This window comes from Pseudomonas sp. FG98 (assembly GCF_057808595.1).
This window is the reverse complement of sequence record NZ_JBMDIJ010000053.1, coordinates 13,552-29,996: the sequence shown is the minus strand read 5'-3', so window position 1 is coordinate 29,996 and position 16,445 is coordinate 13,552. Positions and strand designations below refer to the sequence as shown.

Genomic DNA, 16,445 nt, shown 5'->3' with positions numbered 1-16,445 from the left:
GATGGACAAGACTACCGCAGAGCGCATTGCCAAACGTTTCGTCGGCCTGCCCCTGGAACAACGTCGGCAGATCCTCGACAAGATGCGCGAGACCGGGCAGAGCTTCCGCCTGCTGCCGATTGCCGTGACCCGCACCGACACGCCGCGCATCCCGCTGTCCTACGCCCAGCAGCGCATGCTGTTCCTGTGGCAGATGGAGCCGGACAACAGCGCCTACAACGTGCCCATGGCGGTGCGCCTGAACGGCCCGCTGGACCAGACCGCGCTGGGCCGTGCCCTGGCGCAGCTGGTGCAGCGCCACGAAACCCTGCGTACCCGTTTCGTTTCGGTGGACGGCGAGTTCCACCAGGAGATCCTCGAACAGGTGCCGGTGGCCCTGGAGCTGACCGAAGTCGCCGAGGAAAGCCAACTGGCCGGCTTGGTCGAGGCCGAGTTGCAGGCGCCGTTCGACCTGCTCGGCGAGCAGTTGCTGCGGGTCCGCCTGTTCCGCCTGGGCGAGCACCGGCATGTGCTGACCCTGTGCATGCACCATGTGGTGTCCGATGGCTGGTCCGGGCAATTACTGGTGCGCGAATTCGTCCAGCTCTATCAGGCCCAACTCGCGGGCCAGCCAGCGCCGTTGCCGGCCCTGGCGATCCAGTACGCCGACTATGCAATCTGGCAGCGCGCCTGGCTGGAAGCCGGCGAGGGCGAGCGCCAACTGGCGTACTGGAAGGAGCAACTGGGTGACGAGCAACCGTTGCTGAGCCTGCCGCTGGACCATGAACGTCCGCTGCAACCGAGCTACCGCGGCGCGATCCTGCGCGCCGACCTGCCGACCGGGCTGTCGGCGCAACTCAAGCAGGTGGCGCGCAACAAGGGCGTGACCATTTTCATGCTGACCCTGGCCGCCATGGCCGTGGTGCTGTCGCGCTACAGCGGCCAGGGTGATATCCGCATCGGTGCGCCGAATGCCGGGCGTACCCGCAGCGAGCTGGAAGGGCTGATCGGCTTCTTCATCAACACCCAGGTGCTGCGCGTCCAGGTGGACGAGCGGCAGACCTTCGCCGCTCTGCTGGAACAGGTCAAGCAGGTGGTCAGTGGCGCCCAGTCCCATCAGGAGCTGCCGTTCGAGCACCTGGTGGATGCCCTGGCCCCGGAGCGCAATCTCGGTCACAACCCGCTGTTCCAGTTCAAGATCAACCAGCAGGTGTTCGTCGCTGAAGAGGGCAGTGAGGCCGAGCGCGGTGTCGATGGCCTGAGCGTGGAGAAATATGCCTCCGGCTCCACCGATGCGCGCTTCGACCTGGCCTATGACTTCGTCGACGGCCCGGATGGCCTGCGTGGCTACTTCACCTACGCCACCGACCTGTTCGAAGCGGCGACCATCGAACGTATCGCCGGCTCGCTGCGCAACGTGCTGGAAAACCTCGCCGCTCATGTCGGCGAGGCGGTGCTGGGTTTCCCCGAGCAGGCGCCGCAACTGGCTGCTGTCCAAGCCCCGGCTTTGACCGGCGGTAACTTCATCGCCCTGTGGCAGCAAGGCCTGGCGGCCGGTCGCGGCAAGCTGGCCCTGCGTGCTGGCGAGCAGACCCTCGATTACGAGCAACTGGAGGCGCAGTCCAACCAGCTCGCCCACTACCTGCAAGGGCAGGGCGTGCAGGCCGGGCAGACCGTTGCCCTGTGCCAGGAGCGCGGCATCGAGTGGGTGGTCAGCCTGCTGGCGGTGCTCAAGCTGGGTGCGGTGTACCTGCCGCTGGATACCCGTCAGCCGCAGGAGCGCCTGCGCCAGCTGGTGCGTGACAGCGGCGCGGTGCTGCTGATCCAGAGCGGCGAGCTGGACCTCGGGTGCCCGACCCTGAACTGGAATCCGCAACTGTGGGCCGACCGCGACACCCGTGCGCCTGACGTGCAGATCCATGCCGAACAAGCCGCCTACCTGATCTACACCTCCGGTTCCACCGGCCAGCCCAAGGGCGTGGTGATCAGCCATGGTGCCCTGGCCAACTATGTCCAGGCGGTGCTGGAGCGTCTCGACCTGAGCGCCGACGCCAGCATGGCGATGGTCTCGACCATCGCCGCCGACCTCGGCCACACCATGCTGTTCGGCGCCCTGGCGTCGGGTCGTGCGCTGCACCTGCTGTCCCATGAACACGCCTTCGACCCGGACCGCTTCGCCGCCTATATGGCCGAGCACCGCATCGATGTGCTGAAGATCGTGCCGAGCCATCTGCAAGGCCTGTTGCAGGCGGCGAAGGCGGCGGATGTGCTGCCGCGCGAGCTGCTGGTGCTGGGTGGCGAAGCCAGCAGCTGGAGTCTGCTGGAGCAGATTCGCGGGCTGAAGGACTGCCGCGTGCTCAACCACTACGGCCCGACCGAAACCACCGTCGGCATCCTCACCCACGAAGTCGGCGAGCGCCTGGCCGGTTGCCGCAGCGTGCCGGTCGGCCAGCCGCTGGCCAACGGCACTGCGCAGGTGCTGGACGCCTGGCTCAATCCGGTGGCCGAAGGTGTGGCCGGCGAGCTGTACCTGGGTGGGCAGGGCGTCGCCCAGGGCTATCTGGGCCAGGCGGCACTGACCGCCGAGCGCTTCGTCCCGGCTGAAAATGGCCAGCGCCGTTACCGTGCCGGTGACCGTGCGCGCCTGGTCGGCGGTGTGCTGGAGTACCTGGGCCGTGCCGATGACCAGGTGAAGATCCGTGGCTACCGGGTCGAGCCGGGGGAGGTCGGGCATCTGCTGCAAGGCCTCGATGGCGTGGCCGAGGCCGTAGTCCTCGCCTTGCCCCAGGACAGCGATGAGTCGCGCCTGCAACTGATCGGCTACTGCGTCGCCGCCAGCGGCGTGGCGCTCAATGCCGAAGCCCTGCGCCAGCAGCTTGGACAGTCGTTGCCGGAGTACCTGGTACCGGCGCAGATCCTGTTGCTGGAACGCCTGCCGCTGACCGCCAACGGCAAGCTGGACAAGCGCGCCCTGCCCAAGCCGGGCGCGGTCAAGCAGCGCTACGTGGCACCCTCCGGCGAGATCGAGGAAAAGCTCGCGGCGATCTGGGCCGAGGTGCTCAAGCTGGAGCAGGTCGGCAGCACCGACAACTTCTTCGAGCTGGGCGGCGACTCGATCCTCAGCCTGCAGATCATCGCCCGGGCCAAGCGCCAGGGCATCAAGCTCAGCCCCAAGCAACTGTTCGAGAAGCAGACCATCGGCCAGCTGGCCACGGTCGCCAAGCTGATCGAGAAGAAGGCTGCGGCCGTGGCGCCGGCGCAGATCAGCGGGCGCCTGCCGCTGCTGCCGATCCAGGCGCGCTTCTTCGACACCGATATCCCCGAGCGTCAGCACTGGAACCAGGCGGTGATGCTCAAGCCCGGCGTGCGTCTCGACGCTGCCCAGGTACAGACGGCCCTGGTGGCGCTGGTCGAGCAGCATGACGCCCTGCGCCTGAGTTTCCAGCAACAGGCTGCCGGCTGGCAGGCCAGCTTCGCCCCGGCCAAGGCTGACGGGCTGCTGTGGGTCCGCGAGCTGGCCGACAGCGCCGGCCTGCGCGAACTGGCCAATGAAGCCCAATGCAGCCTCGACCTCAAGGACGGCTCGCTGCTGCGCGCCGTGCTGGTCAACCTGGCCGATGGCGAGCAGCGCCTGCTACTGGTGATCCACCACCTGGTGGTCGATGGCGTGTCCTGGCGTGTGCTGCTGGAAGACCTGCAAAGCGCCTACCGGCAACAGCCGCTGCCAGCCAAGACCAGCTCGCTGAAGGACTGGGCCGGCCAGTTGCACGACTACGCCGTCAGCCCGGCACTGGAGCAGGAGCTGGGCTACTGGCAGGCGCAGTTGCGCGATGTGACCGACGAACTGCCCTGCGACCATCCGCAAGGCAGCCAGGAGCGCCGCCATGCCCTGTCGGTCAGCACCCACCTGGATGCCGAGCTGACCCGCCGCCTGCTGCAGGATGCCCCGGCGGCCTATCGCACGCAGATCAACGACCTGCTGCTGACCGCCCTGGCCCGGGTCATCTGCCGCTGGAGCGGGCAGGCCGATGCGCTGATCCGCCTGGAAGGCCATGGCCGCGAAGACCTGTTCGACGGCATCGACCTGAGCCGCACCGTCGGCTGGTTCAGCAACCTGTTCCCGGTCCGCCTGACCCCGGCCGCGACCCTGGATGCCTCGCTGAAAACCATCAAGGAGCAACTGCGCGCCATCCCCAACAAGGGCATCGGCTACGGCGTGCTGCGCCACCTCGGCAACGATGCCGCACGCGAGGCGCTGGGGGCCCTGGCCCAGGGCAATATCGTGTTCAACTACCTGGGCCAGTTCGACGGCAGCTTCAGCGCCGACGACGCCCTGTTCGCGCCGTCCGGCGAAAGCGCTGGCGACAGCCAGGACCCGGCCGCGCCGCTGGCGGCGCTGATCAGCATTAACGGCCAGGTCTACGGCGGCGAGCTGGACCTGGGCTGGAGCTTCAGCGGCGCGGTGTTCGAGCGTGACACCGTGCAGCGTCTGGCGGACGACTATGCCGCCGAATTGCGCGCGCTGGTCGAGCATTGCACCGCCGCCGACAGCGCCGGCATGACGCCGTCGGACTTCCCCCTGATCGACCTGTCCCAGGCGGAACTGGACGGCCTGGCGCTGCCGGCGGCCAGGGTGCAGGACCTGTATCCGCTGTCGCCGATGCAGCAGGGCATGCTGTTCCACACCCTGTACGAGCAGGAGGCGGGCAACTACATCAACCAGTTGCGCATTGAAGTCAGCGGCCTCGATGTTCCGCGTTTCCGCGCGGCCTGGCAGGGGCTGGTGGACCAGCATGAAGTGCTGCGCAGCGTGTTCCTCAGCGACCTGCGCCAACCGTTGCAGGCGGTGCTGCGCCAGGTCGAGGTGCCGTTCATCGAGCTCGACGTGCGCGACCAGGCCGAACAGGACGCGTGGATCGAGCAGTGGGCGGCGACCGAGCGTGCCCGCGGCTTCGTCCTCGACCAGGGCCCGCTGCTGCGCCTGGCGGTGCTGCGTACGGCCGAGGCCAGCCATCAACTGGTCTACACCTGCCACCACATCCTGATGGACGGCTGGAGCACCTCGCGGATGCTCGGCGAAGTGCTTCAGCGCTACAGCGGCCACAGCGTCGCAGCCCAGGGCGGACGCTATCGCGATTACATCGAATGGCTGCAACGCCAGGACGCGGCGGCCAGCCAGCGCTTCTGGAGCGGTCATCTGCAAGGGCTGGAAGAACCGACCCGCCTGGCCCTGGCATTCAAGGCCGGGGCGGCAGGCGAGGGCCATGGCGAGCGCCTGCACCGCCTGGACGAACAGCAGACCCGCCAGCTGAGCGACTTCGCCCGGGAACAGCGGGTGACCCTCAACACCCTGGTCCAGGCCGCCTGGCTGCTGCTGTTGCAGCGCTACACCGGCCAGGCCAGCGTGGCCTTCGGCGCCACGGTGGCGGGCCGTCCGACCGAACTGCCGGGGATCGAGGAGCAGCTTGGCCTGTTCATCAATACCCTGCCGGTACTCGGCAGCCCGCAGCCGCAGCAGACCGTGGCCGAGTGGCTGGCCCAGGTGCAGGCGCAGAACGTCGCCCTGCGCGAGCATGAGCACACCCCGCTCAACGAGATCCAGCGCTGGGCCGGACGTGGTGGCGAGGCGCTGTTCGACTCGATCCTGGTGTTCGAGAACTATCCGGTGTCCGAGGCATTGCAGCAGACCGCACCCCAGGACCTGGTGTTCGGCAGCCTGATCAACCAGGAGCAGGCGCACTATCCGCTGGCCCTGGTGGTCAATGTCGGCGCCGCATTGTCGATGCGCCTGAGCCATGATCGCCGGCACTTCAGCGACGAGGCGGTGGCGCAACTGGCGCGGCATCTGGACCGCTTGCTGCACGCTCTGACCCGCGATGCCCAGGCGCCGCTGGACCAACTGGTGCTGCTGGACGAGGGCGAGCGCGAGCAACTGCTGCATGGCTGGAACGACACGGCGGTGACCTTCGCCGATGCGCCGATCCATGACCTGATCGAGGCCCAGGTGCAGGCCACGCCGGACGCTGTGGCGCTGGTACTGGGCGAGCGCCAACTGAGCTACGCCGCGCTGGACCGCCAGGCCAACCGCCTGGCCCACAAGCTGCGCGAACTGGGCGTGGGTCCGGATGTGCTGGTGGGGATTTCCCTGGAGCGTTCGCTGGAAATGGTGGTCGGCCTGCTGGCGGTCCTCAAGGCCGGTGGCGCCTATGTGCCGCTGGACCCGGCCTACCCGCAGGAGCGCCTGGACTACATGCTGCGCGACAGCGGCGTCGGCTTGCTGCTGACCCATTCTTCGCTGCGAGTCTGCGAGCAGGTGCAGCGCCTGGAGCTGGATCGCCTGGTCGACTGGCAGGACGAGAGCGAGGTGGCGCCGCCGCAAGTGCAACTGCACGCGGACAACCTGGCCTACGTGATCTACACCTCCGGCTCCACGGGCCGACCCAAGGGTGTGGAGATCCGCCACGGCGCCCTCGCCAACCATATGCTGTGGATGCAGGGCGAGCTGAAGCTGGCCCCTCACGACCGGGTATTGCAGAAGACCGCCTTCAGCTTCGACGCCTCGGTCTGGGAGTTCTGGCTGCCGCTGATCAACGGTGCGCAACTGGTCCTGGCCAGCCCGGCGCTGAGCGACGACCTGTCGCTGCTGTGGGATGAAGTGGCGGTACAGCGGGTCAGCGTGCTGCAACTGGCGCCGTCGGTGCTCCAGGCGCTGCTGCCTGAGGTGCAGGACGGCCAGCTGGATTCGCTGCGCACCCTGGCCTTCGGTGGCGAAGCGCTGAGTGCGGCGCTGCTGGAGCAGTTGCGTGAACTGTGGCAGGGCCAGGTCTACAACCTGTACGGCCCGACCGAAGCGACCATCGACACCAGCAGCCTGCTGATCGAAGGCCCGGTGGAGACGGCGATTGCCGCCATCGGCCGGCCGATCAGCAACGTGCGCACCTATGTGCTCGACGGCAACCTGCAGGTCTGCCCGGTGGGCAGTGCCGGCGAGCTGTATGTCGGCGGTGATTCGCTGTCCCGTGGTTATCACCAGCGTCCGGACCTGACGGCCGAGCGCTTCGTGCCGGATCCGTTCACTCCTGGCGCACGCCTGTACCGCACCGGCGACCTGGTGCGCTACCGCGCCGACGGCGTGATCGACTACCTGGGGCGTATCGACCATCAGGTGAAGATCCGCGGCCTGCGTATCGAACTGGGCGAGATCGAAGCGCAGTTGCTGCGCCATGCCGCCGTGCGCGAAGCGGTGGTGCTGGCCAGCGAAACCGCCACCGGCACGCAACTGGTGGCCTGGATCGTCGGTGGTGAGGGCGACGAACTGGTCGCCGAACTCAAGGCCCTGCTGGCCCGTGACCTGCCGATCTTCATGGTGCCGAGCCAGTGGCTGTTCCTCGACCAGTTGCCGCTGACGCCGAACGGCAAGCTGGACCGCAAGGCCCTGCCGCAGCCGGAGATGGGCCATGCCCATGCCGCCTACGTGGCACCGCAAGGTGAGCTGGAAGAGCAATTGGCTGCAATCTGGGCCGATGTGCTGAAGCTGGAGAAGGTTGGTGTCAGCGACAACTTCTTCGAGCTGGGCGGTGATTCGATCATCTCCATCCAGGTGGTCAGCCGTGCCCGCCAGGCCGGGATCTTCTTTACCCCCAAGGACCTGTTCCAGCGCCAGACCGTGCAGAGCCTGGCCGCCGTGGCACGCCGGGCCGAGGCCACGGTCATCGACCAGGCGGCAGTGGACGGCGCCGCGCCGTTGACGCCGATCCAGCACGCCTTCTTCGACGCCGAGATCCCGCAGCGCCAGCACTGGAACCAGGCGGTGATGCTCAAGCCGTCCCGCGTGTTGCAGGCGGACCTGCTGGAACGCACCCTGCGTGCCTTGCTGGAGCAGCATGACGCGCTGCGCCTGGGCTTCACCCTGGAGCAGGGCAACTGGCATGCGGCCCATGGCCCGCGCCAGGACAGCGCTCTGCTGTGGGTTCGCCAACTGGACCAGCAGGACGCGCTTCAGGCGCTGGCCCAGGAAGCCCAGCGCAGCCTCGACCTGGAGGCCGGTCACCTGCTGCGTGCGGTCCTGGCGCAACTGCCCGATGGCTCGCAACGCCTGCTGCTGGTGATCCATCACCTGGTGGTGGACGGCGTGTCCTGGCGCATCCTCCTGGAAGACCTGCAAAACGCCTATGCCGCCCTCGCTGCCGGGCAACCGCTGACCTTGCCGGCCAAGACCAGCGCGTTCAAGCATTGGGCCGAGCACCTGCGCGAGCATGCCCGCAGCGCGGAACTGGAGCAGGAACTGTGCTACTGGCAGGCGCAACTGGCCGAGGTCAGCGATGAGCTGCCGGACTGCAAGCCGGGCGCCACGGCCACCAGCCGCAGCGTCGCCAGCGTCAGCACGCGCCTGGACCCGGTGCTGACCCGACAACTGCTGCAGGAGGCCCCGGCGGCCTACCGCACGCAGATCAACGACCTGCTGCTGACCGCGCTGGCACGGGTGATCTGTGCCTGGACCCGGCAGCCGTCGGCGCTGATCAAGCTGGAAGGCCATGGTCGCGAGGACCTGTTCGAGGACCTGGATATCACCCGCACCGTCGGTTGGTTCACCACGGTCTATCCGGTGCGGCTCAGCCCGGCTGCCGATCTGGCCGGCTCGATCAAGACCATCAAGGAGCAACTGCGGGCGATCCCCAACAAGGGCATCGGCTACGGCCTGCTGCGTTACCTGGGCAGCAGCGCCGCGCGCCAGACCCTGGAGGGCCTGGCCCAGGGGTCGATCGTGTTCAACTACCTGGGCCAGTTCGACGGCAGCTTCGCTGCGGAGGACGGGTTGTTGCGTCCGTCCGGCGAAAGCAGCGGCGACATGCACAGCCTCGACGCGCCGCTGGACAGCCTGATCAGCGTCAGTGGCCAGGTCTATGGCGGCGAGCTGGAACTGAACTGGCGCTTCAGCACCGAAGTGTTCGACCGTGAACTGTTGCAGGGCCTGGCCGATCAGTACGCCACCGCCCTGCGCCAACTGGTCGAGCACTGCCTGCGCGCCGAACATGCCAGCGCGACGCCTTCGGACTTCCCCCTGGCCCACCTCGACCAGCAGGACATCGACGGCCTGCGCATCGCCCCGGCGGAGATCGCCGATATCTACCCGCTGTCGCCGATGCAGCAGGGCATGCTGTTCCACACCCTGTACGAGCAGGAGGCGGCTAACTACATCAACCAGCTGCGCGTGGATGTGCGCGGCCTCGACGTGGCGCGTTTCAAGGCCGCCTGGCAGGCGGTGATCGACCAGCATGACGTGCTGCGGGCCAGTTTCGTCAGCGATCTGCGCAAGCCGTTGCAGGTGATCCGCAAGCAGGTGGCGGTGGTGCTGACCGAGCAGGACTGGCGCGCCCGCGAGCATGACGCCGCGGCGCTCGCTGCCTGGGCCGATGCCGATCGCCAGCGCGGCTTCGACCTGGAGCAGGAGGCGCTGCTGCGCCTGACCCTGCTGCGTACCGGCGCTGACAGTCATCACCTGATCTACACCAGCCATCACATCCTGATGGACGGCTGGAGCAGTTCGCGCCTGCTGGGCGAGGTGTTGCAGCGTTATCACGGGCAGGTGCCGGCGCAGTCCGCCGCCCGCTACCGGGATTACATCGAATGGCTGCAACACCAGGACGCCGCCGCCAGCGAGGCCTTCTGGAGCGAGCAGCTTGCCGAGCTGGAAGCGCCGACCCGCCTGGCCGAGGTGCTCAAGCCCGAGGTCGCGCTGGACGGTTATGTCGACCTGCATTACGCCCTCGACCCTGCCCGCACCGCGAGCCTCAATGCCTTTGCCCGCGAGCAAAGGGTCACCCTCAACACCCTGGTCCAGGCCGCCTGGCTGCTGCTGTTGCAGCGCTACACCGGACAGGCCAGCGTGACCTTCGGCGCCATCGTGGCCGGACGTCCGGCGGAGTTGCCGGGGATCGAGGAGCAGCTCGGCCTGTTCATCAATACCCTGCCGGTGGTGGGCAGCCCGCGTGCCGAGCAGTCGGTGGCGGAGTGGCTGGGCGAATTGCAGGCGCTCAACCTGGCCCTGCGCGAGCATGAGCACACCCCGCTCTACGATATCCAGCGCTGGGCCGGGCAAGGCGGCGAAGCCTTGTTCGATTCGATCCTGGTGTTCGAGAACTATCCGGTTTCCGAGGTGCTGCAACAGGCCGCCCCGCAAGGGCTGGCGTTCGGCAGCGTGATCAACCAGGAGCAGACCCACTACGGGCTGACCCTGGTGGTCCAGGCCAACGAGACCCTGGCGGTACGGTTCAACTTCGATCGCCAGCGCTTCGGCGAGGAGGGCATGGCGCGGCTGCTGGTGCATTTCGATCGCTTGCTGCTGGCCCTGGCCGATGATGCCCAGGCAGCACTCGGCGAGCTGGCGCTGCTGGACAAGGATGAGCGCGAGCAACTGCTGCATGGCTGGAACGACACGGCGGTGGCCTTCGCCGATGCGCCGGTCCATGACCTGATCGAGGCCCAGGTGCAGGCCACGCCGGATGCTGTGGCGCTGGTGCTCGGCGAGCGCCAACTGAGCTACGCCGCGCTGGACCGCCAGGCCAACCGCCTGGCCCACAAGCTGCGCGAGCTGGGCGTGGGCCCGGATGTGCTGGTGGGGATTTCCCTGGAGCGTTCGCTGGAAATGGTGGTCGGCCTGCTGGCGATCCTCAAGGCCGGTGGCGCCTATGTGCCGCTGGACCCGGCGTACCCCCAGGAGCGCCTGGACTACATGCTGCGCGACAGTGGCGTCGACCTGCTGCTGACCCATTCTTCGCTGCGAGCCTGCGAGCAGGTGCGCAGCCTGGAGCTGGATCGCCTTATCGACTGGCAGGACGAGAGCGAGGTGGCGCCGCCGCAAGTGCAATTGCACGCGGACAACCTGGCCTATGTGATCTACACCTCCGGCTCCACGGGCCGACCCAAGGGTGTGGAGATCCGCCACGGCGCCCTCGCCAACCATATGCTGTGGATGCAGGGCGAGCTGAAGTTGGCCCCTAATGACCGGGTATTGCAGAAGACCGCCTTCAGCTTCGACGCCTCGGTGTGGGAGTTCTGGCTGCCGCTGATCAACGGCGCGCAACTGGTCCTGGCCAGCCCGGCGCTGAGCGACGACCTGTCGCTGCTGTGGGATGAAGTGGCGGTACAGCAGGTCAGCGTGCTGCAACTGGCGCCGTCGGTGCTCCAGGCGCTGCTGCCGGAAGTGCAGGACGGTCAGCTGGATTCGCTGCGCACCCTGGCCTTCGGTGGCGAAGCGCTGAGCGCGGCGCTGCTGGAGCAGTTGCGTGCACTGTGGCAGGGCCAGGTCTACAACCTGTACGGCCCGACCGAAGCGACCATCGACACTAGCAGCCTGCTGATCGAAGGCCCGGTGGAGACGGCAATCGCCGCCATCGGCCGGCCGATCAGCAACGTGCGCACCTACGTGCTCGACGGCAACCTGCAGGTCTGCCCGGTGGGCAGTGCCGGCGAGCTGTATGTCGGCGGGGATTCGCTGGCCCGTGGTTATCACCAGCGTCCGGACCTGACGGCCGAGCGCTTCGTGCCGGATCCGTTCACTCCTGGCGCACGCCTGTACCGCACCGGCGACCTGGTGCGCTACCGCGCCGACGGCGTGATCGACTACCTGGGGCGTATCGACCACCAGGTGAAGATCCGCGGCCTGCGTATCGAACTGGGCGAGATCGAAGCGCAGTTGCTACGCCATGCCGCCGTGCGCGAAGCGGTGGTGCTGGCCAGCGAAACCGCCACCGGCACGCAACTGGTGGCCTGGATCGTCGGTGGTGAGGGCGACGAGCTGGTTGCCGAACTCAAGGCCCTGCTGGCCCGTGACCTGCCGATCTTCATGGTGCCAAGCCAGTGGCTGTTCCTCGACCAGTTGCCGCTGACGCCGAACGGCAAGCTGGACCGCAAGGCCCTGCCGCAACCGGAGATGGGCCATGCCCATGCCGCTTACGTGGCGCCGCAAGGTGAGCTGGAGGAGCAACTGGCGGCGATCTGGGGCGAGGTGCTGCACGTGGACCAGGTCGGCATGCATGACGACTTCTTCGAACTGGGCGGGCATTCGTTGCTGGCGGTGCAGGTACTGGCGCGCATTCGCGATCGCTTGCAGTGCGAAATCGCCCTGCGCGAGCTGTTCGAGAAGAGCACCCTGGCCGATCTGTGCGAGGTGGTTGCGCAGAAACAGGGGCAGGCCGGCAGTGCCCAGGACGAACTGACTAAATCCCTGGAGGCGCTCAAACGTCTTAGTGCAGAAGAAATCGATAACTTGATCGCTTAGCAGGAGACCCAAGGTGCAAGAGCTGCTCGACTCTGTGAAATCGCTGTCTGCCCGGGAACGCAAGGCGTTGGCGGTGCTGCTCAAGCGGCAAGGGGTGAATCTGTACGGGGTCACCCCGATTTTCAAGCGGGAGGTCGAAGCCAGCTCGGCGCTGTCCTACGCCCAGCAGCGCCAGTGGTTTCTCTGGCAACTGGAGCCGCACAGCGCCGCCTACAACATTCCGGTGGCGCTGCGGCTCAGCGGCGCCCTGGATGTGCCGGCGCTGGAGGCGGCATTCGGCGCCTTGATTGCCCGCCATGAAACCCTGCGCACCACCCTGCGCCAGGAAGGCGACAGTGCGGTGCAGATCGTCCACCCGGCGGTGCCTTTCGTGCTGCGGCCGGAGGCGCTGGCGGCGGATGAACTGGAGGCGCGGGTCAGCGACGAACTGCGCCGACCCTTCGACCTTGAGCAAGGGCCGCTGCTGCGGGTGCGCCTGCTGCGCCTGGGCGAGGAAGAACATGTCCTGACCCTGGTGCAGCACCATATCGTTTCCGATGGCTGGTCGATGCCGATCATGGTGGACGAGCTGGTGCGCCTGTACGCCGGCTATCGGAGCGGCGAGGCCGTGCACCTGCCGGGTTTGCCGATCCAGTACGCGGACTACGCGATCTGGCAGCGCAACTGGATGGAAGCCGGCGAGCAGGAGCGCCAACTGGCCTACTGGACCGCGCAACTGGGCGGCGAGCAGCCGGTGCTGGAGTTGCCGACGGACCGGCCGCGACCGCTGGTGCAGAGCCATGCCGGCGCGCGCCTGGATATCGAGCTGGCGCCGCAACTGGCGCAGGGGCTCAAGGAGGTGGCGCGCCAGCACGGCGTGACCCTGTTCATGCTGTTGCTGGCTTCGTTCCAGACCTTGCTGCATCGCTACAGCGGCCAGGCGGATGTGCGCGTCGGCGTGCCCACCGCCAACCGCAACCGCGCCGAGACCGAGGGCCTGATCGGCCTGTTCGTCAACACCCAGGTGCTCAAGGCGCAGTTTGCCCACGACCTGACCTTCGCCCGGTTGCTGCAGCAGGTGAAGGACACCGCGGTGCAGGCCCAGGCCCATCAGGACCTGCCTTTCGAACAACTGGTCCAGGCGCTGCAGCCGGAGCGCGACCTGAGCCGCAGCCCGCTGTTCCAGGTGATGTTCAACCACCAGACCCGGGGCGCCGGACAAGGCCGCGGGCTGCCGGGGCTGAGCGTGGAAAAGCTGGCCTCGTCGGCGCAGACCGCGCAGTTCGACCTGACCCTGGAAACCCTGGAACACGAAGGCGGGATCGGCGCGGCGCTGACCTGGGCGACGGCGCTGTTCGACGCCGCGACCATCGAGCGCCTTGCCGGACACTGGCGCAACCTGCTCCAGGGCATCTGCGCCGATGCCGGTCAGCGGGTGGCGGCCTTGCCGCTGCTCGATGCGCAGGAGCGCCAGCAGATCCTCGTCGACTGGAACCGCAGCGCGGCCGAGTATCCTCGTGAGCGTTGCCTGTCGGAGCTGTTCGAAGCCCAGGTGCGGGCCACCCCGGAGGCGGTCGCGCTGGTGTCCGGCGCGACGTCCCTGAGTTATGCACAGCTCAACCGCCGGGCCAACCGCCTGGCCCACCGCCTGCGCGAACTGGGCGTCGGCCCGGACGTGCTGGTGGGCATGGCGCTGGAGCGTTCGGTGGACATGGTGGTCGGCCTGCTGGCGGTGCTCAAGGCCGGTGGCGCCTATGTGCCGCTGGACCCGGATTTCCCCCGTGACCGCCTGGCCTACATGATCGAGGACAGCGGCCTTGAACTGCTGCTGACCCAGTCCTCGCTGCTGGCGCAACTGCCGATCCCGGAGGGATTGTGCAACCTGTGCCTGGACCGCGATAGCGATTGGCCGGACGGCTACGGCGAGGACAACCTGGCGCCCATCGCCGGCCCGGACAATCTCGCCTATGCCATCTACACCTCCGGCTCCACCGGCCTGCCCAAGGGCGTGACCATCGCCCAGCAGGCGCTGGTCAACTTCCTTTGCAGCATGGCCGACAAGCCGGGCCTGACCAGCACCGACCGGGTCTTGCAACTGACCTCGCTGTCGTTCGATATCGCCGGCCTGGAGTTGTACCTGCCGCTGCTGCGCGGTGCCGCGGTGGTGCTGTTGCAGACCGGGCAGAACAAGGACCCGCAGGCGCTGTTGCAGGTGATCGCCGAGCAGCAGGTCAGCGTGATCCAGGCCACGCCTTCGAGCTGGCGGATGATTCTCGACGCGGCGCCCGCCGGTGCGCTGCATGGCCGGACCCTGCTCTGCGGTGGCGAGGCGCTGAGCGCCGAACTGGCCCAGCGCCTGATCGACCAGGCCGGTCATGTATGGAACGTCTACGGCCCGACCGAGACCACCATCTGGTCGGCGCGGCACTACCTCACCCGCGCCGATGATGTCTGGCTGGGCAAGCCGCTGGCCAACACCAGCCTGCATATCGTCAGCGACGATCTCGAGGTGCTGCCGGTGGGCGCGCGCGGCGAGTTGCTGATCGGCGGCGACGGTCTGGCCCGTGGTTACCACCAGCGGCCGTCGCTGACGGCCCAGCGCTTCGTCCCGGACCCGTTCTCCGGCAATGGCGCGCGTCTGTACCGCACCGGCGATCTGGCGTGCTACCACGCCGACGGTGTGATCGAGTACGCCGGGCGTCTCGATCACCAGGTGAAGATCCGCGGCTTCCGTATCGAACTGGGCGAGATCGAAGCGCGACTGCTCGAACACCCGGCGGTGCACGAGGCGGTGGTGCTGGATATCGATGCCGCCGGTGGCCGGCAACTGGCCGCCTGGCTGGTGGCCAGCGATGGCGTGGACGACGCGGAGGCCCTGCGCAGCGAGCTCAAGGCGCACCTGAAGGCCGGCCTGCCGGACTACATGGTGCCGAGCCATCTGGTGTGGCTGCCGGGCATGCCGCAGACCCCCAACGGCAAGCTCGACCGCAAGGCTTTGCCCGCGCCCGATGCCAGCCTTGAACAGGCGCAATTCGAGGCCACGCGTGGCGAGCGCGAGCAGCGCCTGGCGCGGATCTGGGAGGAGGTGCTGAAGGTCGAGCGGGTTGGCCTGAAGGACAACTTCTTCGCCCTCGGCGGGCATTCGCTGCTGGTGATCAGTGTGGTCGGCAAGATCCGCGAGGCGTTCTCGGTCAGCCTCAGCCTGCATGACTTCCTGCTCCTGGAAACCTTCGAGGAACTGGCCGACTTCATCAGCGCCGGCGAGCGCCGGGTGAGCAAGCCGGTGATCAGCATGAACGGCGCCGACAGCGCCAGTATCCCGCTGTTCTGCTTGCCGCCGGGAGGCGGCGGCACCTATGCCTATTACCCGCTGGCCGGTCACCTGAGCGGCACGCGCAGGGTGCTGGGGGTGGTCAACAAGAGCCATGTGGTGCCGGGCTGGTTCGAGACCTCCTGGGACGGGATGATCGCCTATTACGTCGAGCAGATCCGCAAGGCCCGGCCGAATGGCCCCTACCATCTGCTCGGCTGGTCGCTGGGCGGGGCGCTGGCGATGGACGTGGCCCATGCGCTGGAATCGGCTGGCGAGACGGTGGGCTTCCTCGGCCTGGTCGACAGCTTCCTGCCCGTTGCCGACAGTGGCGCGGAGGTCGTCGAACCAGCGCCTGTCGAAGCCAGGGCCGATGGTCCGTGGGATGGTCTGGTGAAGAGCCTGCTGGCGTTCGTTCCGGGGATTGGCGAGCCGATCGTGCGCGGCCTGATCGCCGAGGCGACGGCACTGCATGGCGACTCGCCGCAGGCCAGCGACTGGGTGATCGAACGGGTCGCGCAACAGAGTGGCACACCTGTCGAGGCGCTGCGTGCGGTGTACCGGGATATCTCGGTGCAGGCCGAGATTGCCGGGGGCTATCGCTTGCTCGGGGTCAATATGGCGCTGGCGGGCGGCTTTGCACTCAAGCCATTGAGGGTGGTGCCGCAGTGCTGGTGGGCGGGGGCAAGTCGCAGCGCCGCGCAGATCGAGGCCGACGAAGTGCTGCTGCGCGAGGCCTGTGCGCTGAACGGCTTGAGTTCGCAAACCCTGGCAGGGCAGAAGCACGATGATGTGATTCTCAGCCCGGCATTGTTGGAGAGCCTGTTGCAGCGGCTGCAAGAGTACGAGTGACGGTGTGAGGATGTGAAAAAGGCCAGTCGGCAAAACCGACTGGCC

The 16,445-nt window shown here is 67.6% G+C and carries 1 protein-coding gene and 1 pseudogene; both read left to right on the top strand.

Annotated elements, in window-relative coordinates:
• The first annotated feature begins 1 nt into the window (after window position 1).
• Entirely contained in the window at window positions 2-12,259 is a 12,258-nt protein-coding gene (locus ACODSK_RS23610) for a non-ribosomal peptide synthetase (protein ID WP_489019505.1), read from the top strand.
• Between the two features lie 151 nt (window positions 12,260-12,410).
• Window positions 12,411-16,400: pseudogene (locus ACODSK_RS23605) on the top strand (amino acid adenylation domain-containing protein); the annotation flags it as partial.
• Window positions 16,401-16,445 lie beyond the last annotated feature (45 nt).